23 protein-coding genes and 1 tRNA gene are annotated in these 23,620 nt (G+C 46.8%); 20 read left to right on the forward strand and 4 right to left on the reverse strand.

The window, feature by feature from the left end; translation table 11 throughout:
* Window positions 1-119: 119 nt before the first annotated feature.
* Both HQ50_RS04505 and holB read right to left on the reverse strand, forming a co-directional pair.
* A complete protein-coding gene (locus tag HQ50_RS04505) occupies window positions 120-2,279 on the reverse strand; it encodes a translation factor GTPase family protein (RefSeq protein ID WP_039428527.1) in 2,160 nt (719 codons plus the stop codon).
* A gap of 244 nt (window positions 2,280-2,523) precedes the next feature.
* Window positions 2,524-3,669 carry a DNA polymerase III subunit delta' gene (gene holB, locus HQ50_RS04510; RefSeq protein ID WP_039428529.1) on the reverse strand — a complete coding sequence of 382 codons (1,146 nt, stop codon included), beginning with the start codon at window positions 3,667-3,669 and terminating at the stop codon, window positions 2,524-2,526.
* Window positions 3,670-4,145: 476 nt separating this feature from the next.
* Between holB and HQ50_RS04515 the strand changes: the two genes are divergently transcribed.
* From HQ50_RS04515 to HQ50_RS04605, 18 genes are all read left to right on the forward strand, one after another.
* The gene (locus tag HQ50_RS04515; protein ID WP_039428531.1) at window positions 4,146-4,787 is read left to right on the forward strand and encodes an HU family DNA-binding protein; all 642 of its coding nucleotides are present in this window, start codon (window positions 4,146-4,148) and stop codon (window positions 4,785-4,787) included.
* Window positions 4,788-4,794: 7 nt separating this feature from the next.
* Entirely contained in the window at window positions 4,795-5,184 is a 390-nt protein-coding gene (locus HQ50_RS04520; protein WP_039417902.1) for a hypothetical protein, read from the forward strand.
* Between the two features lie 51 nt (window positions 5,185-5,235).
* Entirely contained in the window at window positions 5,236-6,402 is a 1,167-nt protein-coding gene (locus HQ50_RS04525; protein ID WP_039428533.1) for an ATP-binding protein, read from the forward strand.
* Between the two features lie 90 nt (window positions 6,403-6,492).
* Window positions 6,493-8,049 carry a PglZ domain-containing protein gene (locus HQ50_RS04530; RefSeq protein WP_039428536.1) on the forward strand — a complete coding sequence of 519 codons (1,557 nt, stop codon included), beginning with the start codon at window positions 6,493-6,495 and terminating at the stop codon, window positions 8,047-8,049.
* A gap of 11 nt (window positions 8,050-8,060) precedes the next feature.
* Window positions 8,061-8,477, forward strand: coding sequence for a tRNA (adenosine(37)-N6)-threonylcarbamoyltransferase complex ATPase subunit type 1 TsaE (tsaE, locus tag HQ50_RS04535; RefSeq protein ID WP_004584158.1), 417 nt, complete (start codon window positions 8,061-8,063; stop codon window positions 8,475-8,477).
* A complete protein-coding gene (locus HQ50_RS04540) occupies window positions 8,477-8,704 on the forward strand; it encodes an immunity 17 family protein (protein WP_018964585.1) in 228 nt (75 codons plus the stop codon). The genes tsaE and HQ50_RS04540 overlap by 1 nt, the downstream gene beginning before the upstream one ends.
* Before the next feature lie 127 nt (window positions 8,705-8,831).
* A complete protein-coding gene (locus HQ50_RS04545) occupies window positions 8,832-9,446 on the forward strand; it encodes a thymidine kinase (protein WP_018964584.1) in 615 nt (204 codons plus the stop codon).
* On the forward strand, window positions 9,443-10,258 hold the full coding sequence (locus tag HQ50_RS04550) for a 5'-nucleotidase, lipoprotein e(P4) family (protein WP_039428539.1): 816 nt from the start codon (window positions 9,443-9,445) through the stop codon (window positions 10,256-10,258). Before HQ50_RS04545 ends, HQ50_RS04550 begins: the two co-directional genes overlap by 4 nt.
* A 38-nt stretch (window positions 10,259-10,296) precedes the next feature.
* Complete coding sequence (gene rbfA / locus HQ50_RS04555; RefSeq protein WP_018964582.1) at window positions 10,297-10,632, forward strand: 30S ribosome-binding factor RbfA; 336 nt, start codon at window positions 10,297-10,299, stop codon at window positions 10,630-10,632.
* 26 nt (window positions 10,633-10,658) lie between these two features.
* Complete coding sequence (locus HQ50_RS04560) at window positions 10,659-11,882, forward strand: FtsX-like permease family protein (protein ID WP_039428542.1); 1,224 nt, start codon at window positions 10,659-10,661, stop codon at window positions 11,880-11,882.
* Between the two features lie 145 nt (window positions 11,883-12,027).
* Window positions 12,028-12,765: a polyprenol monophosphomannose synthase gene (locus tag HQ50_RS04565; protein ID WP_039428684.1), complete on the forward strand. Its 738-nt coding sequence runs from the start codon at window positions 12,028-12,030 to the stop codon at window positions 12,763-12,765.
* Between the two features lie 10 nt (window positions 12,766-12,775).
* Window positions 12,776-14,125, forward strand: coding sequence for a dihydroorotase (locus HQ50_RS04570; protein ID WP_039428544.1), 1,350 nt, complete (start codon window positions 12,776-12,778; stop codon window positions 14,123-14,125).
* A gap of 166 nt (window positions 14,126-14,291) precedes the next feature.
* Entirely contained in the window at window positions 14,292-15,047 is a 756-nt protein-coding gene (locus HQ50_RS04575; protein WP_039428547.1) for a hypothetical protein, read from the forward strand.
* Complete coding sequence (locus HQ50_RS04580; RefSeq protein WP_005875177.1) at window positions 15,013-15,408, forward strand: GtrA family protein; 396 nt, start codon at window positions 15,013-15,015, stop codon at window positions 15,406-15,408. Before HQ50_RS04575 ends, HQ50_RS04580 begins: the two co-directional genes overlap by 35 nt.
* A gap of 55 nt (window positions 15,409-15,463) precedes the next feature.
* A tRNA-Ala gene (locus HQ50_RS04585) sits at window positions 15,464-15,540 on the forward strand.
* 1,072 nt (window positions 15,541-16,612) lie between these two features.
* On the forward strand, window positions 16,613-18,589 hold the full coding sequence (locus tag HQ50_RS04595; protein ID WP_039417912.1) for an ATP-binding domain-containing protein: 1,977 nt from the start codon (window positions 16,613-16,615) through the stop codon (window positions 18,587-18,589).
* Window positions 18,589-19,242, forward strand: a complete 654-nt coding sequence (locus HQ50_RS04600; RefSeq protein ID WP_152566863.1) for a hypothetical protein — start codon at window positions 18,589-18,591, stop codon at window positions 19,240-19,242. Before HQ50_RS04595 ends, HQ50_RS04600 begins: the two co-directional genes overlap by 1 nt.
* A gap of 308 nt (window positions 19,243-19,550) precedes the next feature.
* Entirely contained in the window at window positions 19,551-20,162 is a 612-nt protein-coding gene (locus HQ50_RS04605; RefSeq protein ID WP_039428552.1) for a hypothetical protein, read from the forward strand.
* A gap of 151 nt (window positions 20,163-20,313) precedes the next feature.
* Here HQ50_RS04605 and HQ50_RS04610 read toward each other — a convergent pair whose 3' ends face one another.
* Both HQ50_RS04610 and HQ50_RS12530 read right to left on the reverse strand, forming a co-directional pair.
* Window positions 20,314-21,054: a DNA alkylation repair protein gene (locus HQ50_RS04610; RefSeq protein ID WP_039428687.1), complete on the reverse strand. Its 741-nt coding sequence runs from the start codon at window positions 21,052-21,054 to the stop codon at window positions 20,314-20,316.
* Between the two features lie 281 nt (window positions 21,055-21,335).
* The gene (locus tag HQ50_RS12530; protein WP_152566864.1) at window positions 21,336-21,476 is read right to left on the reverse strand and encodes a DUF417 family protein; all 141 of its coding nucleotides are present in this window, start codon (window positions 21,474-21,476) and stop codon (window positions 21,336-21,338) included.
* Window positions 21,477-21,768: 292 nt separating this feature from the next.
* Here HQ50_RS12530 and HQ50_RS04615 point away from each other — a divergent pair, with 292 nt between their 5' ends.
* Together HQ50_RS04615 and HQ50_RS11835 are read left to right on the forward strand one after the other, a co-directional pair.
* On the forward strand, window positions 21,769-22,482 hold the full coding sequence (locus tag HQ50_RS04615; protein ID WP_039417916.1) for a hypothetical protein: 714 nt from the start codon (window positions 21,769-21,771) through the stop codon (window positions 22,480-22,482).
* Window positions 22,483-22,662: 180 nt separating this feature from the next.
* Window positions 22,663-22,869, forward strand: coding sequence for a hypothetical protein (locus HQ50_RS11835; RefSeq protein ID WP_018964570.1), 207 nt, complete (start codon window positions 22,663-22,665; stop codon window positions 22,867-22,869).
* The last annotated feature ends 751 nt before the right edge of the window (window positions 22,870-23,620 follow it).

Consider the following 23,620-nt stretch of genomic DNA (forward strand, 5'->3'; position numbering starts at 1 on the left):
ATTTCCCAATCGGAGAAAAACTGCTTTTCCCAAGCCTTACAACATGAGAAAGAAAGAGGCTGTGCCAATGGTCGGCGCAGCCTCTTTGATTTGGTTGGTAATAGATCGAAGTGCAGAGACTATGCTTCGTCCTTGGTCTGCTCTTCGTATTCTTTCAGCAGACGCTCCTGTACATCGGCAGGAACCAATTCATAGGAGGCAAACTTCATCGTGAAGGATGCACGTCCGCCGGTGATGGAGCTGAGCGAAGTGGAATAGTTGGAAAGCTCTTTCAGAGGCACTTTCGCCAAAAGCTGCTCATACCCCTTGCGGCTGTTCATACCCATGATGATGGCACGACGTCCCTGCATATCGCTCATGACATCGCCCAGATAATCGGCAGGAACCGATACTTCCACATCATAGACAGGCTCCAGAATCTTCGGGCCGGCTTCTTTGAAAGCCGTGCTGAAAGCATTCCGACCGGCCAGCATAAACGATACTTCGTTGCTGTCCACCGGGTGCATCTTACCATCGTAGACCACTACGCGAACGTCGCGGGCATACGAACCGGTCAGCGGGCCCTGCTCCATGCGCGACATGATACCTTTCAGGATGGCAGGCATGAAGCGCGTATCGATGGCACCACCCACTACGCTATTGACGAAGACGAGCTTACCGCCCCATTCCAATTCCACTACCTGCGTATCGCGCGGAGTGATGCGGAATTCCTGTCCACCGAATTTGAACGATTCAGGCAGCGGTTTGTCGTCGCTGTACGGCTCCACGATCAGGTGTACCTCGCCGAACTGGCCGGCACCGCCCGACTGCTTTTTGTGACGATAGTCCGCACGAGCAGCCTTCGTAATGGTCTCGCGATAGGGGATACGAGGCTCTATATATTCTATCTCGATCTTTTCGTTGTGTTCCAATCGCCATTTGAGTGTACGCAGGTGGAATTCCCCCTGTCCGCTGACGATGGTCTGACGCAGCTCTTTGCTCTGCTCCACGATCCATGTCGGATCCTCTTCGCGCATCTCATTCAGAGCTGCATTCATCTTTTCCGTATCGGATTCGTTGGCAGCCTTGATGGCACGACGGTACTTGGGTTCGGGGAATTTGACCAGATCGAAACGATGCTCCACGCCCTTTTCGTTCAGCGTATTGCCACGGCGTACCTCTTTGAGCTTCACGGTAGCTCCTATATCGCCGGCACACATCTGATCCACCTTGATGCGTTGCTGTCCGGCCGGCACGAATATCTGACTGATGCGCTCCTTGGAGCCTCGGTCAGCATTGAGCAGGTCTACACCCTCGGTGAGGGTACCGCTCATTACTTTGAAATATGATACTTCACCAATATGCGGTTCTATCGTAGTCTTGAAGAAATGGACGCAAAGGGGAGCCGAAGCATCGGGCTTCACTTCCTCTCCGCTCACTGCCACAGGAGCCGGCAACTTGTTTACACCGGGAACCACGTTGCCGAGGAACTCCAGCGTACGGCGCACGCACATATCCTTCTCCGCACTGACGCAGAACACAGGGTACATACCCTGCAAGATCAGACCGGCACGGATACCATCGCGCATCTCCTCTTCAGAGAGACTTCCCTGATCGAAGAATTTTTCCATCAGGCTCTCATCGTTTTCGGCCGCAGCCTCTACCAAAGCCTGGTGCATTTCTTTCGCTTTGTCTTGCTCCTCGGCCGGAATCTCCAGCACCTCGGGCGCACCTCCTTCAGGTTTCCAGCGATACATTTTCATCTTCAGCACATCGACCACGGCATTGAACCCTGCTCCCGCATTTACGGGATACTGTACGGGCACGATCTTGGAGCCATATCGCTCCCGAAGCTGTGATACAGCAGAGTCGAAGTCGGCCTTGTCCTGATCCAACTGGTTGATGATGAAGATGGCGGGCTTGTGCAACTGCTCCACATAACGGAATTGATTGATAAGCCCTACTTCCACGCCATACTGCGCATTCACGACTACGAGGGCACAGTCCGTGACGTTCAGAGCCGAGACGGTACCGCCGATAAAGTCGTCCGCTCCCGGGCAGTCGATGAAATTCAGCTTTTTATCCTGCCACTCTACAGAGAAAACCGTAGAGAATACAGAATATCCATACTCCTTCTCTACGGGGAAATAGTCGCAGACCGTATTGCCTGCATCTATGCTTCCTCTACGTTTTATCACTCCACCCTCGAAGAGCATCGCTTCTGCAAGGGTGGTTTTTCCGGCGCCGGAGCTACCCAAAATGGAGATGTTTTTCACCTCATTTGTCTTGTACACTTTCATGGTGAAGTCGTTGTTATTAGTGTTTTTAACAATCCGGATTAGAATCGCCGCTTCGAGAGGCTGTACAGACCTCAGGAAGCGGTGCCAATCATCTTTGCCCGCAATGTAGAAATAATATCCGAAAAAAGCAATAAGAGCCTCGAGCGGATGTGAAAAAGCGACAAAAAATACACTGAAAAGGTGATACGATCAGGGCGTACCCCGCCTGTGCACAGGTCGTATGATGAAGGGAAGGCAGGGTTGCTTATTTGAGGCCTTTGGCACGAAGGGCAGGAGTGAGAGCGGCTGTAAGGCGGAGGAGGAGGTCGAAAAAAATCATCCGACCGCTTCCGTTCTGACGAATATGGCGGATAGCCAGCTCCACCTCCTCCATCACCGGACGGATATTCTGTCCCGTAATGCCTCCGCTGAGCATATTGGCGAAGGACTCCTCCTCGGGAGAGATATAGTTCAGCTTTGCAACGCCTACTCTGCTTATATACAGCTCACGAAAGAGTCGCAAACAATAAGTAAGGAACCCGATCTGACTGACGCGTCCGAGAGCGGCCAACTCATCTGCCACGGGACGCATCTTGGAGGGATCCCCCTTGATGATACTACCCATCATTCGCCCCATAAGCACAAAGTTGTCGCGATCCGCCCATTCGCCCCGATAGAGATCCATGGCTTGCCGATAGTTGCCCTCTGCCAAATGCGCTATGCGGATGATGTCGGCCGTATTTCCCTTATTGTTACGAGACAGGGCCTCCACTATTTCGATTTCGTGCAGCAGGCGCACATTGATCAGCTGCGTACGGCTCCTGATCGTACCCAACACCTTGTCCGCCTCGCTGCTGATCATAAAGAAAAGCGTATGCTCGGGTGGCTCCTCTATCAGCTTCAGCAGTTTGTTTGCCATGGCTTCGTTCATCCGCTCCGGTTGCCAAATCATCACTACACGATACGCAGCTTCATAGATGCGGAAGCTGAGTTTCTGCTCCACGGCTTCGGCTTCCTTGCTGTAGATGATAGGTTGGCTGTTGCCGGCCTTGATGTATTCGAGCCAGTCGGCAGGGGTAAAATACGTTTCCGATCCGAGCATCTCGCGCCACTGACGGATGTAGTCATCGCTCGGTGTAGGCGAAGAGGAGGCATTTACAACAGGATAGACGAAAAACAGGTCGGGGTGTGCCAGTGCATCGTATTTCAGACACGATGGGCAATGGCCACAAGCATCCGTATCGGTCGGCGTCTGACAGTTGAGATAGCGTGCGTAGGCCAGAGCCAGAGGGAAAGCCCCTCCGCCTTCTTCTCCGGCGAAGAGCTGGGCATGGGCTATCTGCCCCGTCTGAGCTGTTCGCCTCAGATAGGTTTTCAGGTCTTCAAGTCCGGCAACGTCGCGAAAATACATGGGTCGATGACTGTGTGCTGATTGCCCTGCAAATATACGCAGAAGGGGAGACAAGGGAGTTTCCCTACGCAGTTTTTTCGATCCATAAAGGCTGACTCGGTGCGCAGTCCGTCCGTTCTCGCCGAATACTTGTGGCTATCCGGGCTGTCGCCAAGCATAAAAGCAGTTCGAATCAATCTTTTCTTCACGAAGCAATATGGTATTACCTGCCTGCTTTTTGTAGGAATAAGAAAAGAGAGTTACAAGAAACACATTTGTGATTCTATAAAACTTCCCGTGAGATTCTAAAGAATTGCCATATAGATTCCGGCAATAAGTATTATCTTTGTATCTTAATCAACAGGACTCAAAGCTCTGTTTTTCTTATGTTTCGCCCTTAGGTCAGTGCAAAAATCGGCACTGCTCCGGGGTGCTGAGGACAGACAGATGCTGACAAGCCTGTATCGAAAACGGAACCACCCTACCCTATCTCGCTTATGTCGATCCTGTATAATTTCCGCAAGATGCCACGACGTCCCGACCAAAATGAATCCGAAGAGGCGGAGGAACGGCTATTTGCCCAAGCTATCATCCGACAGCAGTGCACCACTGAGGACCTTTGCCGGGACATCTCGGACAGGTCGTCCTTCAGTGCCGGCGACATCATGGGACTGATGACAGCCATGGAGGAATTGATATTCAAATATCTGGCTTCGGGCTATAGCTTCCGGCTGGGCAATATCGGCACGTTTTCGGCCAAAGTGAAGTCCCGTGCCGTAAGTGACAAAAAGGAAATCCGATCCGGTTCCGTCCAAGCCGTGGACATCAATTTCCGCTCCACACCGCAAGCCAAACGACGAATGCGCAGCATGAGTGTGAAGCGCGGTCCGAGCTTCGGCCAATCCCGCCCCAAAGCGGAGGAGGAAGAACGCTATCGCTTGGCTGTAGGACATATCCGCCATAGAGGATACATCCGGATAGCCGAGTACAGCGTACTCTCCGGTCTGCTCAAACATAGTGCCACAAGGGAACTGAACCGCTGGGTACAAGAAGGCAAATTGGCGACGCGCGGACTCCGCTCGCACAAAGTCTACGTCCTGCCGGAAGCCACATCACAGAACGGCGAATCAATAGATTAGGAAGATAATGGCCCAAGGAAAGCAGCAAAGGCGGAGACAGCCGGAGGGGGAAAAGAGGCCGAACCGTAAGCGAATGATCTGGGGGGCAATCGTTTTCCTTTTCAACTGCTTCCTCCTCTTTCGTCTGTGTAGTGGCAGCAAAGAAGCGGACAGCGGAACGAAAACGGCCAAAGAGCAGTATTGGCTCAACTACGATCCCAATCGTCCTGTAACGGACATCCTCAACTACGACTACGACAATCGTATGATCATCTATCGCGACACAGGCCGATTTCCCGACACCCCCTCCCCCATACCGTATAAAGGCGAGAAAAAAGCGGATCAGGACGATGAGCGCGAACCGCTCAATGACTACGAGGACTACTACGAAGAGCTGTACGACTACTTTCACGATTGAAGCCTTGCAAAACTGTACGTTTATTTTTAGCTTCGCGAAAACAAGAAAACGATGATCCCACGAACGATAACCGATAAGCTTTCGGACATGAGCCGGAAGTATCCGATCGTAACCCTTACCGGTCCCCGACAGTCGGGCAAATCCACGCTTCTCAGGACAGTATTCTCAGACTATCGCTACGTTTCGCTCGAAGAGCTAGACATGCGTCTGTTCGCTACAGAAGATCCCCGTGGATTCCTATCCACCTACCCCGATCGTACGATCATCGACGAAGTGCAGCGCGTGCCCACGCTATTCTCCTATCTGCAGTCTCATGTGGACAAGGAAAACCGGGAAGGCATGTATCTCCTGGCCGGCTCGCACAACTTCCTGTTGATGGAAAACATCACACAGACACTGGCCGGACGCACAGCTGTCCTCCGACTGCTACCCTTTGCACAAGACGAGATGCGTGCTGGCAATATCCTGCCCCATTCGACAGACGAAGCTATCTTCCGTGGCGCATATCCGAGGTTGTACGACAAGGGCATCTCACCCGTGGATTATTACCCGTATTATATCCAGACCTATGTCGAACGCGATGTCAGACAACTTCGGAATATAGGCGAACTGAGCAAATTCGTTCTCTTCCTAAAGCTTTGTGCCGGTCGGATAAGTCAGTTGCTCAGCCTCCAATCATTGGCCAACGAATGTGGCATATCGCAGACAACTGCCTCGGCATGGCTATCGCTCCTGGAAGCAAGTTATATAGCCTATCGCATCCAACCCGATCACAATAATTACACCAAACGTTTGGTCAAGACCCCGAAACTATACTTTTACGATACGGGGCTGGCTTGTTCCCTCTTGGGTATACAAACCGTGGAGCAGCTTCCCACTCATTTCCTGCGAGGTGGTTTGTTCGAGAATCTTGTGATCAATGAGTTTGTAAAACATTCCTACAACAAGGGCGAGCAGCCCAATCTGACTTTCTGGAGAGATACAGCCGGAAATGAAATCGATCTGATACAGACCCTCGGATCGGACCAATACGCCTATGAGATCAAATCGGGAGCCACCTACTCGTCCGATTATTTCAAAGGCTTGATCAAATGGGCGGAGCTGTCCGGCGTCCCGACCGATCGGTGCTTTGCTATTTACAATGGCGAAGAACTCCTGAAGACCTCACACGGCACCGTTGTTCCCTGGAGGAAAAACGAACATCTCTTCGGCCGATAAGACACAACAGCGGGAAAGTCATCATTCGCCTGCAACATTAAACCTGCCACTTCCGTTATACCCTATACTAACATAGAGAAGAACATAATTATGGAGAAAAACATGAGACCGTATACCGTACTATGGGCCGATGATGAGATCGACCTGCTCAAACCGCACATTCTATTTCTCGAACAGAAAGGATATCAGGTAACACCCGTACTTAGTGGCAACGATGCCATAGAAGCCTTGCAAAATAACGACTTCGACATCGTATTTCTCGATGAGAATATGCCCGGCATCGGCGGACTGGATGCTTTGCAGAAGATCAAAGAACTAAAACCCTACACACCCGTCGTCATGATAACGAAAAGCGAAGAGGAGCATATCATGACACAAGCCATCGGGGGCAAGATAGCGGACTACCTCATCAAACCGGTGAATCCGAATCAGCTCCTCCTGTCGCTGAAGAAAAACCTGCAGCAGCACAGTATCATCAGCGAAACCACGAACATGAACTACCGGCAAGAGTTCGTTCAGCTTGGCGCGCAGATGAGCGGCAAGCTCTCCTTCGAAGAATGGAAAGAACTGTACCGCCGGATCGTATTCTGGGAGATAGAGCTGGAACAAGCCGACAGGCAGATGGGCGAACTCCTCGAAATGCAGAAACAGGAAGCCAACCGTCTCTTTGCCCGATTCGTCACACAGAACTATCGGGAATGGATCGCCAAGCCGGATACACGTCCAACGATGAGTCCGGATCTTTTCAAACAGAAGGTATTCCCCCTACTCGACAATGGCGAAAAGGTATTCTTCATCCTCATAGACAACTTTCGGCAGGATCAGTGGGAAAGCGTGAAATCCATGCTCAGCGAGTTTTACACCTTCGAAGAAGATATGTACCTGTCCATCCTGCCGACAGCGACCCAATATGCACGCAATGCCATCTTCTCCGGCCTGATGCCGTTGCAGATAGAAAAGATGTTTCCCGACCTCTGGGTGGACGAAGAGAGCGAAGAGGGTAAGAACCTGAACGAAGAACCTATGATCCGGACGCTGATCGAACGCTACCGCAAGCACTACAGCTTCTCCTACAATAAGGTATATGAGACCAAATTCGGCGAACGGCTGCTGGGACAAATCCGGTCACTGTCGCAGAATCAGCTCAATGTGATAGTCCTGAACTTCGTGGACATGATGTCCCATGCCCGTACGGACAGCAAGATGATCCGAGAGCTGGCATCCAACGAAGCGGCCTATCGCTCGCTGACGAAGAGCTGGTTCAAGCATTCGACCACCTACAACCTCTTCCGCAGTATTGCCGAAATGGGTTATAAAGTGGTATTGACCACCGACCATGGAACTATTCAGGTGAAGACTCCCGTCAAAGTAGTCGGAGACAGAAGTACCAATACCAACCTCAGATACAAAATAGGCAAGAACCTCGACTACAACCCGAAAGAAGTATTCGAGATCAAAGATCCTGCAAGTGTAGGGCTGCCCCATAACAACCTCTCGGACAAATTCATCTTCACGAAAGAGGATGATTTCTTCGCCTACCCGAATAACTACAACTACTACGTACAATACTATCGCAATACGTTCCAGCACGGAGGCATATCGCTCGAAGAGATGCTTGTACCCGTAATCACGATGCAACCCAAGTAAATGCTTTATACATGAATACGATCACTATCGACAGTACGTCCGACCTCGGCCGCGCAGCACGCGACTTCATTGCCCTGATGGGCGACAATACCGTTTTTGCCTTTTACGCCCCGATGGGTACGGGCAAGACCACTTTCATCAAAGCCGTATGCGAGGAGCTGGGCGTATCGGACGTTATCAATAGCCCCACCTTTTCGATTATCAACGAGTACCGCTCGGATCAGACGGGCGAACTGATCTATCACTTCGACTGCTACCGGCTCAACAAGATAGAAGACGCCCTGAATCTGGGTGTAGAAGACTATTTCGATAGCGGTAGTCTCTGCTTCATCGAATGGCCGGAGCTTCTGGAGCCGATACTGCCGAACGATACGGTTCATGTCCGAATCGAAGAGCTGGAAGACGGCAAGCGCAGGCTTACATTCTAATGCCTGCTCCGATGTCGTTCGTCATTCGGGACTTCTATCTCATCCTCTTTGCCTTAGTCGGCCTGGTTTCGCTGCTGACTGCACTGCTTTGTCCGGATTGGCTACTGAGCAGCCGAGGAGCACGCATATGGATCAATGCCTTCGGCAAGCGAGGCGCACGTATCTTCTATATTATAATAGGAGTGGCTCTGCTGAGTGCCGCGGCTTTCGGACTGATCAAGCTCTGAAAAGTATCTTGCAGTAGAATCGTCATCATAAAAAAGCACCCCCCTGCTCAGTCTCATTTTCGTATATTCCTTATAACCTCTTCAAGGGGAAACCTCTACCTTTACGGTCGGAATCAAATTCAGACCGATGGATTACGAAATAGAGAACAACCATGCCGACAATATTCGCAGGGGAAGTATCGAAGTGATATGCGGCTCCATGTTCAGTGGTAAGACGGAAGAGCTGCTACGCCGTCTGCGGAGGGCTAAGATAGCGCGCCAGACAGTGGAGATATTCAAGCCGACCATCGACATGCGCTACGACGAAACGGATGTCGTTTCGCACGACAGGAATGCTATTGCCTCTACTCCCGTGGACAATTCGGCCAATATACTGCTGCTATCCTCCCAAGTGGATGTGGTGGGGATAGACGAAGCCCAGTTCTTTGATGAGGGTCTTGTGGAAGTAGCCCAACGATTGGCCGATCAGGGTGTTCGCGTTGTGATCGCCGGATTGGATATGGACTTTCGGCGTCAGCCTTTCGGGCCTATGCCGGGCTTATGTGCCATAGCAGACTCCGTAACCAAAGTTCATGCCGTGTGTGTGGAATGTGGCCGTCTGGCCAGCTATTCTTTCCGTCGTGTCCAAGGCGATCAGCAAGTGATGCTGGGCGAACTGAACGAATACAGCCCCCTGTGCAGAACCTGCTATCGGAAATGCAGTTCTCTCCCTCAAACAGAAGAAATCCATTCGACAATATGAACAGCAGACATCTGACAGTCACAATCATTGCCGGCCTCTCCCTCTTTGTACTGACATTGGGCAGCTGCTCTGTAACCAAACAGGATCCGCAGTGGACTCTCGGCGGAAAGCTCTTTACTTCGGCCTGGATACAACGTTCGGCCGAATATCAAGCTCTCTGCATTCAGGCATACAACATCGCCACAGAAAGAGTGGACGCTCTACCGGCAGAACGCAAACAAGGGGCCAAACCTTATGCCATCGTAACGGACATAGACGAGACCGTTTTGGACAACACGCCTAACTCCGTGTATCAGGCTCTCAGGGGCAAAGATTATGATGAAGAGACTTGGGGAGAATGGTGTGTACAGGCCGATGCCGACACGCTGGCAGGAGCTTTGTCTTTCTTCCTCCATGCAGCGAACAAGGGGATCGAGGTCTTTTACGTCACCAACCGCAGAGACAATCTGCGCGAAGCAACTCTTCAGAACCTTCAGCACTACGGATTTCCCTTTGCCGATGAAGAGCATCTGCTTACGACCCATGGGCCATCCGACAAAGAACCTCGTCGGCTGAAAATACAGGAACGGTATGAAATAGTATTGCTCATAGGCGACAACCTGGGCGACTTCCACCACTTCTTCAATACCAAAGAAGAGTCCGGACGCAAACAGGCTCTGGGCCTGACAGCCGGGGAGTTTGGCCGGCGATTCATCATGCTGCCCAATCCCAACTACGGATCTTGGGAACCGGCATGGTACGGCCGAAAGTATCCGCCGCTACCCGAAAGAGACAAAGCACTCAAACGACTGCGCTCACAGAGCAGCAGATAGCCTCATAAGCAAACACATCGAATAGACAGACTCACACTATGGACAACAAACGACTAAGCAAAATAGAAAGACTGCTTCAGAAAGAACTCAGCGAAATTTTCCTGCGAGATGCCAAATCCCTGCCGGGCGTAATAGTTTCGGTAACGAACGTGCGTGTAAGTCCCGACCTCAGCATCGCGCGTATACACTTGAGTATATTCCCATCCGAGAAGAGCAGCGAGATTCTTGAGAGCATCAAACACAATACAAAGACGATCCGTTATGACCTCGGGCAGCAGGTTCGTACCCAACTGCGCAAGATACCGGATTTGACATTCTACATAGATGACTCGCTGGACTATCTGGAGAATATAGACCGTCTGCTGAATAAATAAGAAACGGTCGCCCGATCAAAGACGCTGTGCACTTTCCTTTTTTCATAGCCCGCCGCTACCTGTTCTCCCGCAAAAGATTCAGTGCGGTGAATGTGGTTTCGCTCGTTTCGGCGATAGCTGTCTGCGTGGTCTCTTCGGCCTTGGTTTGTATCCTCTCTATTTTCAATGGGTACGAAGCTTTGATTATGACGCATTCGGCTGTAACGGATCCCCCTCTTATGATTCGTTCGGCAGACAATTCGCTGATAAAGGCAGATGATAAAACTTTGCTCACAGCTCTCGAAACGGAAGGGATCGGTTCGTACAGCTTTATCCTCACCGGAGAAGGTCTTGTAAAGACGAAGTATCGACAGCAGGCCGTTTCTCTCATGGGTGTGGACGATCGCTACGCCCAAACCGTCAGGATAGACTCCATCATCTTTGCAGGCACATTCGCTACGAATACGTTATCCGGAGCTACAGCTCTGAATATCGGCGCAGCCATCGCAACAGAAATGCAGCTCGGCGCAGGCTTTGTAGACGACGTAGAGATAATTGTTCCCCGTCGTATCGGGCTGATCAATCCGCTTGTTCCGGCCGGTGCATTCAAGGTGCTCCAAGGACGAGTAGCCTCGGTATTTGCATCCGGCCTGCAACTCGAGGACAATTCCATCATCCTCTCCATAGACAGTCTGCGCAAACTCCTCGATTATTCGGAGCATGAAGCAGAAGCCGTGGCCATACAGCTACAAATGGGTAGCGATGCAGTGCAAACGGCTCTCCGCCTAAAAGAGACACTTGGGGACGGCTACCAAGTACTCGATTTGGCGGGACAGCATCCCGAAATCACTCATTTGGTAGCGATGGAGAAGTGGATGAGCTACCTGATCCTCCTGTTTATCCTTGTGCTTGCTACGTTTAATATCGTCAGCAGCCTCTCCATGCTCCTTATAGAAAAGAAGGAAGACATCTATACGCTCCACTCGATGGGAGCAACATCTCAAACTATCTCTCGTATCTTTCGGATAGAAGGGCTGCTCGTCTCCATGACGGGAGCAGCCATCGGCATTCTGATCGGCATAGGCTTGTGTGTGCTACAGCAGCAGTATGGTCTGATCACCCTGCAAATGGGCTTGGGATCGGTGGCATATCCGGTCAGAATGGATGCAGTGGATCTGGTCATCATATTCCTGACTATATTCACACTCAGCTACTTAGCTGCCTATTATCCTGTCCACTATTTCATCAATCGCAGGCTGAAAAACAGCTGACGAAAGGCCTCATTCGGGAACGAGGACAATGTGCAAAAGCTTTGGAATAAGGTGTTTGCGTATATCAAAGTTCGTATCTTTGTGGCAAAGGAGTGCCGGCTATGCCGATTAGATGTTCAGCAAACGAACTCGGAGAAAGTACACGATGACAGACAGTATAGTTATTATCCCTACCTACAATGAGCGGGAGAACGTGGCCAAAATGATAGAAACGGTCTTCGCTCTACCCAAAACTTTCGATATTCTGATAATCGACGACGGATCGCCCGACGGAACGGCTGCGATCGTCAAAGAGAAACAGGTCATCTATCCTGAAAGACTTCATCTGATCGAGAGACAAGGCAAATTGGGTTTGGGTACGGCCTATATAGCCGGATTCAAATGGAGCATCGCACGAGGGTATGACTATATATTCGAGATGGACTGTGATTTCAGCCATCCGGTAGACAAGCTGATCGGTCTATACAATGCCTGTGCCGGAGGAGAAGCCGATGTAGCGATCGGCTCGCGCTATGTATCGGGCGGAGGCGTCAAGGACTGGCCTAAAAGTCGTGTATGGATGAGCTACTACGCATCCGTATATGTGCGTCTCGTAACCCTGATGAATATATGCGACACGACTGCCGGATTTGTTTGCTACCGGCGCGAAGTTCTCGAAGCCATCGATCTTGATTCGGTACATTTCAAGGGCTACGCTTTCCAAATCGAGATGAAATACACGGCCCACTGTCTCGGATTTCGTCTGAAAGAGATTCCCATCACCTTCGTCAATCGTGTTTTGGGAACGTCGAAAATGAACTCCTCCATTTTCGGTGAAGCTTTCACAGGCGTGATCAAGCTACGCTACTGGCACTTATTCAAAGGATTTCCCAAAAGAAAATAGTACGAAAGAGATGAAAATTCTTCTTCGCAACGCACTTATCACCAACGAGGGAAGGACCTTCCTCGGTTCAGTGATGATCGATGGCGCATTTATCTCCCGTATTATCGAAGGAGAGCTACCTGCGGATGACAATCTCTCTGCCGATGAAGTCATAGACTGTAGCGGTCTGAGGCTATTCCCCGGATGTATAGACGACCAAGTTCATTTCCGCGAGCCGGGACTGACGCACAAAGCTACCATCGCCTCTGAAAGCCGGGCAGCAGTAGCAGGGGGAGTCACTTCGTTTATGGATATGCCCAATACGAATCCTCCTACCACCACGTGGGAGCGACTGTTGGAGAAAAGGCAGATCGGTGCAGATACGGCATGGGCCAACTACGGCTTTTTCTTCGGTGGCACGAATGACAACATCGATGAGATCAAACGGGTGGACAAACATTTGGTACCCGGTCTGAAGCTATTCCTCGGTTCATCTACCGGCAATATGCTTGTGGACAATAAGGATACGCTGGAGAAAATATTCGGAGAATGCGACCTGCTCATGGCCACGCACTGCGAAAAAGAGGAAATCATCCGAGCCAACAAAGAGCACTACAAAGCCAAATACGGGAATGATTTGGACATACATTTCCACCCCCTCATCCGTAGCGAAGAGGCTTGTTACCGCTCATCGGCAGAAGCGGTGGAGCTGGCCGATAGGATGAATGCCCGTCTACACATCCTGCATCTTTCGACAGAGAAAGAACTGAGTCTCTTCCGCAACGATATACCCACAGCACAAAAGCGAATCACGTCGGAAGTCTGCGTACACCATTTGTGGTTCAGCGATGCCGACTACAACAGACTTGGCAACAAGATCAAATGGAATCCGGCCATCAAAAAAGAATCGGACAGGGAGGCTCTTCGTGCAGCCGTACGCAATGGAGGCATCGATATTATAGCTACGGATCATGCCCCGCATCTGCTAAGAGAAAAAGAAGGCAGTTGCTTGCAGGCTGCATCCGGCGGACCACTCGTGCAGCACTCCTTGCTCGCCTTGCTCGAACTCTGCCATCAAGGCATATTCAGCATCGAAGAAATAGTAAGCAAGACTTCTCACATACCGGCCACTCTCTTCGCCATAGAGAAGAGGGGCTACATTCGTCCGGGCTACTATGCCGATCTGGTACTTGTGGATCCGTCATCTCCTCTCACCGTATCTGCCGATAATATACTTAGCCTCTGCGGATGGTCTCCTTTCGAGGGCTTCACCTTCAGTCACAGCGTCGCATACACTTTTGTCAATGGATGCTTGGCTTATGCAAAAGGGTGCTTGGCCGAAAGCCGGCCCACGGTACATCCGCTACTCTTCAACAGATAGAAGAATCGTATTCTTCTCTTGTCGTACCGTTTTGTCTTGCATATTGTCTAATCTTTGCCTATCATTGCTCACGCCGGACAGTTGATGTATCGAATATGGCGATCAAGTCCATAAGCATCTTCTAAACAGGTTACGGCTACAGTATAACATTCGCCCCTCAATCCTCATGGAAGAAGAAAGACAGCAATCACCGCTCGAAGGCCTGTCGGAAGAAGCTCTCAAACACGTCCATCAGCTTGATGAGCCTATACCGATAGAATTGCAAGCCTCTTATTTCCGTTTGTCGGCAGAGATGCGCAGACGTGGCATACAGCTTAGCGAGAACGAAGTCCAAGATGCAGAGCAGCTATTGTTCGATCCTATACTTTCGGACGACATCAAGAAAATGACTCTGCTCCGCCTTGCCATCACAGGCAATATCACAGTATTCAGGATTATCGAACGCTATCTCGAATCCGCTCCCGATTCGATGAGGCCTTGGGCTTTGATGGCCCAGCTGGAAGCTCGCATAGGTATCCTGTCCGATCTGGTAGATGAGAAGCAACTGGTCATAACCAGTGGTCTGGGCGGCCATGATGGCATGATGCGCTTCATGGCCTTTCTCCATACGGACAAATTGCAAGACTTCGAACGCTATCAGGAAGAACTGATAGAGAAGGAGTTGCTATACCGTATCGGCAAAGCATCCGGAGAAGTGGAACGACTGGAGATGCACAGCAACTATCTGCTCCTGACCTTCCTTGTCCCGATCAACTATGATCTGAGAAACTTCTTCTCATCCTTCATCGCCGAGTGCAATCAGTTCGGCCACTTTCTGTCCACCACATTTATCATCACCAATACCCAACTGCTTACCCCACAGGGTGCCCAAGTAGCTCTGAAGAAATATGCCGAAGAAAACGACCTTCCTGCAACTAATTAAATATGGTATCGTAGGCGTATCCAATACGCTCATTTCCATGATTGTAATCTTCCTGCTACTCAAAATCGCCGGTATGAAAGACGGTCCGGCCAATCTGATCGGTTATATAGCAGGACTCATCAATAGCTTCATTTGGAATCGTAAATGGACATTCCGGAGCCGGACCTCTTGGAGGCAGACATTCGTACCATTCATCCTGATGTTCGTAATATGCTATGCACTCCAATACGGACTTTTGATGTGGCTCAACGAATACTCCACCTCCTACGACAAGTATTACAACCACCTGATAGGAATGGCCTTTTTCACCATTATCAATTTCCTTGCCAATAAGTTTATCACATTCGGCAAAGAACGGTAGTGCGATATTTGGTCAATAGAGAAAACTCCTTATCTTTGCAGCGCAATAAACCAATGGGGTATTAGCTCATCTGGCTAGAGCGCGACACTGGCAGTGTCGAGGTGAGCGGTTCGAGTCCGCTATACTCCACCAAAAAAGAAGGTGCAAACCGGCAGTCAATGCAGTTTGCACCTTTTTCTTTTGTCCTCATCGGATATTTTTCCTCCTGTCCCTATCCCGACAATCCTCCCAAAGAAAAGCCGAGAGCCAATAATCCCTATCAGCATAATTACGAAAGACAGAAGTGATTCTGTTAGAAGTGTTTAGGAAGAAATTGCATTGTTTCCCCGACTCCCTTTTGGACATTGCCACAGAGGCTGAAAACCGTGGCCAAACCAAAGTATATAGTTTGGCTTTATCAAAGTATATAGTTTAGTTTGACCAAACTATATAGTTTGTTTCAGGAGTATTTTGAGCTTTCTTTGATCAATACACAAAGTACTATGAATCAACCACTTATTTCATATTTCCTGTAGGAAGTCATTTTTGACTGCGACATACATTTTTGCCTTCTGCCATCTTCCCGCAAAAGAAATCGTACCGGAGGGTGATTTTTCCCGGAAACTCTATAAATTCGCAATGCGTATCTCCAATACGCTCTCCATTAGCCTCTTCTGGCTTTTCGTAAATGCTAAATCTTCCTGGAATATTACATGCTCTACCAACAGGACGAGAACGATGTTTAAGCTTATGACGACAATGCTTATAGAGGCAGCCTTTGTTGTCCTTATCTGCACGAATCTACTTGTATATCATTTCGTGAGAGAGCCTTTTACCCTCTAGATTGAAGAATCCTGAGATTTGCATAGGAGACCATTGCTTCTCCTTTAGAAGGGTTAGAGTCCTCCTCTTCAGGTGCTCCGGGACACGCTTCTTGTGGTGCACTTGGTCTTTGTGCCCATCGGCTAGCTCTTGGGCAAAGCATGGATTGTAGACTTTGTGAGATGCTGTTCTGTTACGCTTAATCTCTCGAGTAATGGTACTGACTGACAAGCTCAATTCGCGTGCGTACATATTCAGGTATCAAGTACAATATACCTTTGATGCTAAATACTTGGATCTGAAATTTAGGATGCATGGTTCTGGATTGATCGAATGATTATCTTTGCCACATCAATGTCTGCATAGTCTTTTTAGCTTTTTCATCCATAAAATATCACAGATAATGAGTAACTATTTTTACTTACAGCTTCAGTTAGATGTCAATAAGCCTGAGTTTGTCGCTCAACTTGAGGAATATGCGACTACCAACAAGGCTCTGATATATGTGCTGGATAGACCCTTGGCGGAACAAAAGAAATATGATAATTATCCAAAGGGGATGGCCTTAATTGTTCTCAGGCCCAAGCATCGCATTGCGATTCTCAAGATTCCTGAAGCAGAGTCAGAGCAATTCAATGAGCATGTGGAAGATATTATCGAGGATATCGGATATATTTCAGATAGATACGATTATAAGGAGGCTTTGGGAAGGCCCAGAGTTTGGAAGTATCGTCTAATTTCTGTACATGAAGCCCCTATAACGGATGTGATTCAATTTTGGGATGACCTTTCTTTGAATGATCCATCTGATATAAAAGATGTTGACCTCCTGATTTCTCTTTTGATCGGTAGTATCAATGATATTGAAAGAGTTAAAAGTAATGTACCTGAGACAACCTTAGACAAGGTTAAACAAAAGATACAATTATTTGATGCAGATCAAACGAGATTCATATATGAAACTCCAATGAAAAAAACGATTCGGATACAAGGATTATCAGGGACGGGAAAAACAGAATTGCTTCTTCACAAACTAAAAGAACTTTATACCGAAGACGAGAATGCTAAAATTTGTTTCACATGCCATAACAAGATTCTTGCAACAGAAATAAGTACAAGGATTCCTCAGTTTTTCAACTTCATGAAGGTTGAGCAACAGATAGAGTGGGGGAAGCGGCTATGGTGTGTCAATGCTTGGGGGAGTGCTCGTGATGAAAACTCGGGAGCATATCGATACATATGTGAATTTTATGGCCTTCCATTTTATTCGCTTAGATCAATGTCTTTTGAGAGTGCTTGTAAATTGGCGAAAGAACAAATCACACAAAAAGAGGAGCAGCTTTATGCCTTTACTTACATGTTTGTAGATGAGAGTCAAGATTTTCCCTCTCAGTTCATAGAACTTTGTGAGACCGTTACAGAGAAGACCGTGTATGTGGCAGGAGATATATTTCAAAGCATATTCGATGAAAATATATCAAGAGATATTACTCCAGACTTCTTACTTGGAAAGTGCTATCGAACAGACCCTAAAACTCTAATGTTTGCCCATGCATTAGGAATGGGATTGTTTGAGCAACACAAGCTTAGATGGTTAGAAAAGAAAGAATGGGAGGATTGTGGCTATGAAGTCTCTGTAGTTAATGGTGAGTATCGTCTTACAAGAGAGCCGATTAGGAGGTTCGAAGATTTGGATGATTCTTTTGAGAGTGTCCGTATGAAACAAGTGGACAGAGATTTTTCTTCAGCTATTGTGGATATTATTAAAGAGATTAAAGGAGAACACCCAACAGTACTTCCAGAAGACATAGGGATAATATTTCTTGATACAGAGCAGTATATCTATGGACTGGCATCTTCTATAGAAGCCGAAGTTTATGACACCTTTGGATGGAAGGTAAATAAGGCTTATGAGTCCAAACAAAGAGAGCCTCACAAACTTTTGATAAGTAATCGAAATAATGTTAAGGGGTTAGAATTCCCTTTTGTCATCTGCGTTACTAGGGAAATAAGAAATAGCATTATTTATCGTAATGCCTTATATACGATGCTTACTAGATCATTTATTCAATCTTATCTCATCACCCAGACAACACTCTGCTCAGAGATGAAGGATGGATGGGATCAAATACATCTCCATAAAGAGATGGTCATCAAAGAGCCAAGTAGTGCAGAGAAGGAGCAAATACAGACTCGATTTAAAGATAGTATCCGTCGTCTATCTTTGTATGATAGACTAAAAAACATATTTGAAGCTCATCGAATCCCGATTTCTGCACAAGAAAGTTTGAGAAAGATGCTTGGTGAACTTAGAGGAGTCGAGAAGTGGGAAGACAGTAAGATCGATGAATGGGTTGATGCCAATAAAAAGTATGTGTGATGAAGTCTTTCAGCAGTAGGATTCCTGGTTATATGAAAGAGAGGCTATTAGAAAGGTCTATTCGCTCTCAAATAGACTACATTCATTTAATCGTTGAAGCGACGGAATGTCTGTTAGGAAGGAATCCTTGTATTCAGGACCCACCATGTGTGCGTGTGGTTATTGACAAAATGGTTCGTCTTTTCGTATTTTATAGTTCCAATAAATATACAAGCATTTTCTATCCCTTCTGTATTGAGGAGGGAGAAGAAGGGTCTATTTCAATTTATAGTAGAAATGGGCAAGAAATAAGTTATAGAGAGCTCTCAGCAGTGAGAGAAGTCCTTAATGGTGTATCAATTGACCAAAACAAATGGATATCGTTCGGAGACTTATGGTATGACTATATAACGGAGGAAAAACCTTATCCAAGCAGTGAGCAACAAAAAATAGGTATAGCTTTAATAGAAGAGCTCCTTCAGTATGAGCCAGCATATGTGCGCTATGATCATGATCCCCAAAATGAAAATGGGAATCTACACCCTAAGTATCATATTGACATAAACTATTCTCAAGGAGGAACATTTAAACTTGGGCTACAAAGCTTTATGACGCAAGAACAGTTCAAAGATCTGCATGATCTAAAAACAGATTGCCTCTATCTCAATCTTTAAAAGACATCTTAGTATTTTCAGAAACAATCCCTTGCAGTCCAATCTGAGTAAATAGTTATCTCTTAAAAACGCCAGTTCGACGTAAGAAAAGGCCAATGAATTTGTTTTCTGATTAGTGGTAAACGCCCAAAGAACGTGGATATTATGCTTGAAAAGCAGCGAATTATTTGTTTCTTAACAGTTAAAATCAATAAGATATGAACAAACAAAACGCTACTTTATGAAAACAAAATAACAATGTATAGTGCTACACTATCATAGAAAAGAGTTTGATTAGCGACTATCCCCTATTTTAATAAGAGCAATATATGAAATTAAAAATCAGTTTCTTGCTGTTATTTTTCACAATATCACAACAGCTGTCGGCACAAGAAATGGTCAAAGTAACAAGCCATTACGGAATTGGAAATGAAGAGATTCAAGATATAATCGACTTTGAAAACATTTATGTCGAAAAGCTGACCTTTCAAGGAAAACCGCTGAAAGGAAAATCTTATATAATAGATCTGGAAGAATACAAAGAGGGGAAACGAGTGAATACCTCTACCCTGTTTGACGGCACTGAAACAGACTATTTCCGGATCAAATCCGAGCATGAATCGATCAAGTTTTTCTTCAAAATCAATGAAGGGAAACTAAAAACTTATATTAGAGGAGCAAAATTTGCGAGCCAAAAGTTCTACTCCACCTTGCCCTATGATCCGGACAAATATGCTGTAAAAGATTTTTTCGGTGAAGAAAAAGAATTAACGGTCGATCTCGATAAACGAAATACCATTTTCGCCATTATCACTCCCACAATTCATGAAGACGGCTCCGGATCATACTGCGAAGTGGTGCAATCGGGTATTGCACCCGAAAAGTTAGGAGAACACTTTAGCATCCCCCATTACTATCTCGTCACGATACGATTCGAATAGATTAAATATTGGATCTCAATCCCTTTCAATATCACCTTATCGGGCTTATCATCTGCTTTCCCACGGGTGTTTATCAGGAATGAGTCCAAACCGATATTCCTTACTGAAGACTTCTTCGATATATGTGTCCGTAAGAAAGGAATAGGATTTATCAAACATCAATTTTTCGAGTAGCTCGTTTTACGATCCACTGCGTATGCTGGTTCTGTGAGGCCCTCCATCTATTTATAATAGGTTTTACCGCTTCCCTATTCACTTTCAGCCAATCCGTGAGGTGGTTGGCCACTGATTTTTTGACGAACAAAATCTCGTCCTCTTTCAAAAGCTCCAATATTTGGAAGACCGGTTCGGGATTGTTGATGAAAGTGTCCAATTTGGGTGCCCAAGGCAACTTGGGGCGTAGGCCCTCGCTTGCCAGTCTCCGCAGATGAAAATTAGGAGACACAGCCCATCGCTGCATCTTCTTCAGGGTTTCGGCCGGATACTTCCGAATGTAGGGACGAATAGCATATTCACCTGTATTTCTTTTGGTTACCTCTTCGATTGCATTGATGGAAAGCTCAAAGTGGTCGAGACCGTATTCCTGAATAAATTTCCCGATAGGCATGATCCAATAGTAATGGGTAAACATTCCCGTTTCGTTGGGATTTTCTTCTCCCAAAATACCTGTCAAAACGGATAAAGCCCTCTCATAATCTTCCGGAAGATGCTCTTTCAACAGTGAGGCGAAGATGGAGATTCGCTGGGTATATGTCTTTCCAATGACATGATTTTCAATACTTTGGACGAAGCTATCCCGATCGAAATCGGGATAGACTATCATGATCTTCTCTGATAATAATTCGGCCAAATTCCGGCCGAACATTTCGGTAATACTATACGTCGTTGCCATTTTGTTCGATATTGAATTCAGAATCTGCAACATTGGATGCACTCCAAAGAAGATCGAGATTCTGACGTCTATTTTCCCTAATCGGTTCCCCCTTTTATACAAACAAATATAAATATCATTTGCTCCTTGACAACTCCGGCTACCGACTTATTCAGCACGTACCGGTAGCTATAGAGTAAATAGAATTTCCCCTGTCGGCACCTTTGTCAAATTCAAAAAGGGCTGTAGCGAAAGTTCATTGCGGCACAGCCCACTGTCGTTCGTATTCGATCTATTCGGCCCTAACATATTATAGTACCGAACATCCCATACAACGAGGCAAGACCACCTGCACTCACCATGATGTCTTTGATTATGAGGCGTCCTACACCGGAGATTGAAGGAAATCCATGATGATGAATTGCAAAGGGATTCCTCCCCAAGCCGGCTACTCAAGCCCCGGGATTTACAATGAATAAATTTATTCAACAAAAAATTGCTTTTCACATTATTTTTTATCAGATTTGCGTAAAAGGAACCGATATTAGCAAGCTTATGGACAAATTAAGTTGTAGATTTTGTCTTATCCGGTATCATTTGCTACTGATGGTGATAATCATTGCCTGATTCACTTCGGATACAGCCACTGCTCTGAAAATTATTTTGACATCTCCTAAACGAAATTTTTCATTCAGAATTCGATAACTATTATTAATCAACTAAACGGAATAGGATATGAACAAAAAGAACATTATCATCGGATCAATCATCGCAGTACTCGCCATACTGCTTATCACCTCTTTCTTGTGGAATAGAAATGTACGTAACAAGCTGCGGATCGCTCAGCACAATGTGGAAGCAGCATTGGACTCCATTCGTTACCTCAAAGATGCCAATGGAAATCTCTATGCGGAAAAGAAATCGTTTATCGCCACTATCAGCGAATTGAGAGAACTGAACAATGAGATGTATGAGAATATCCGGTCATTGCAAAAGAAACTGCAAAAGAAAATTCTGACTGGTTCCGATATAGGCGTAGTCGTGACGGACACCATTTATCAGGACAAGATCATCGAATACACGTTAGACAGTCTGGTAAATATCCCCTTCTCCGATCAGACCATCAATGCCAACAGCCTCGTTCGCATACATCGGGACAATATCCGTCTGCAACAATTCACATACAACTTGGACATTCCGCTCGAAGTCTATTTCACAAAAGACTATCAGATCATCGCTCGCAGCAAGAATGAAAACGTGACATTCAGCAAGCTCAACAGCTTTATCGACCCCTCCATTACGAAGTATCGCAATCGCAAGAGATGGGGATTCGGTATTCAGGCCGGTATCGGCTTTATGCCGGGCTACGACCTCGTAAGCAAAGACATTGTACCTGCTGTAGGCCCCTACCTCGGCGTGGGCATCAGTTATCACATCCTACAATGGTAAGAGAGACCGGAAACCTCTTTAAAACAAGACTAAAAAAACAGGGCAACGCTAATTGATAGACGTCTGCCCTGTTTTTTTCATTAGTAGAGACCATTGCACGGCACTTTGCGTCTTTTAGGGGTTGTGGTTGTTGTATATCACTGATAAATAGCATATTTACACATAATTAACTGTATCAACATGGCAACTAAACCAACCGAACCGGCTCCCGGCTTCCTACAAGTATATACTCAGGTTCGTCGCGACCGTATGAAGCACTCCTTTCTCCGCCAAATCAATGCTTGTGTTGATTGGCGAGGTATCCGCACCCTACTGAACAAGAAGTACACCAAGACTCAGAATGCCGTAGGCAACCCTGCCTACGGTTTCGATATACTTATTTCATAACCCAATTAGGAGCCTAATCAAAAGGCTACTAAAAAGAAAAAGGAAAATACCTGACAGAGGTTCAACATGATAAAAGAAACGCCCCGAAATGCTGTATTTCGGGGCGTTTTCTTGTACACTTTCGTGTACTTGGTTTGTAGGTCCTTGGTTTTCAGGATTTATTGTGGTGCCACCAGGAATCGAATAAGATTGATAAGTGGCTGTATTTCTTTGAGTTTATATTCTACAAAAGACCTAATCTCCCGCTATTGCTCCACCGATTTTCTGCAATGCTTTGCTTCTTTTTTGTGGGTGATATTCTTATATATGCACAAAGGTAATAGGATCCACGGGAAGGAGCAATTATTTTCTGGTAGCAGTTCTTTCGGAGTTCTCCCTTCCTATTTCGCATAGTGACGGTAGTCTGACTTATGAAGAAATTTTGTGTTGATCTGTCTATTTGTATCCGACTCTAAGTTTGCCACGATATTCTTATATCGAGATCACTCTTTATTACTTATAATTTTATTCCGATGATAGCATGGTATGTAGTTTTATCTTCTTAATCTCTCTGTTACAACGGAATTTTATCTCCAAAACGTTGTAAGTTCCGAGCATGCAAGCGATAATATCATTCCCTTTTGTCTAAGGTTCATCATTGGGGAATAGTCCTATCAGTACTATAATGTTTTTCTCAGTCTTTCTTCTACTAATGGAGTGCGTAATGTTTATTCCCGCATTGCACATTTATTTTAGAATATTATGGTTCGGA

It is taken from the genome of Porphyromonas sp. COT-052 OH4946, from assembly GCF_000765965.1.
GTDB lineage: Bacteria > Bacteroidota > Bacteroidia > Bacteroidales > Porphyromonadaceae > Porphyromonas > Porphyromonas gulae.